The organism is Komagataeibacter melomenusus (assembly GCF_013155395.1).
In the GTDB taxonomy this organism is placed as follows: Bacteria; Pseudomonadota; Alphaproteobacteria; order Acetobacterales; family Acetobacteraceae; genus Komagataeibacter; species Komagataeibacter melomenusus.
This window is the reverse complement of the sequence record NZ_JABJWC010000137.1, coordinates 1-249: the sequence shown is the minus strand read 5'-3', so window position 1 is coordinate 249 and position 249 is coordinate 1. Positions and strand designations below refer to the sequence as shown.

Annotated in this window: 1 protein-coding gene and 1 pseudogene; both read left to right on the top strand. The window is 57.8% G+C overall.

The features are described 5' to 3' along the window. A partial coding sequence (locus HNW77_RS17420; RefSeq protein ID WP_146044241.1) for a transposase occupies positions 1 to 115 on the top strand: 115 nt, incomplete at its 5' end. Between the two features lie 6 nt (positions 116 to 121). After that, positions 122 to 249 (top strand): annotated as a pseudogene (locus tag HNW77_RS17915) (cytochrome b); the annotation flags it as partial.

The window sequence follows — 249 nt, the reverse complement described above, 5'->3', positions numbered from 1 at the left end:
CCTCTGGGCTCGCCTCAAGGAGTGGCGCGCTGTCGCAACCAGATATGAAAAAACAGCAACGTCGTTCCTCGCGGTCATCCACATCGCTGCCGCAGCAGACTGGATCAAGCCCTAACAGGCCCTAGTCCTGCTGGAAATCCTCCTGGGATATCTGTGGCGATGGGGCAATGGGCAGGCCATGAGTTTCCTGTCCATCCAGATCATGCCGCCCTTTGGCAGGTTTCCGACATCGACAGTCGGCATTCTGCA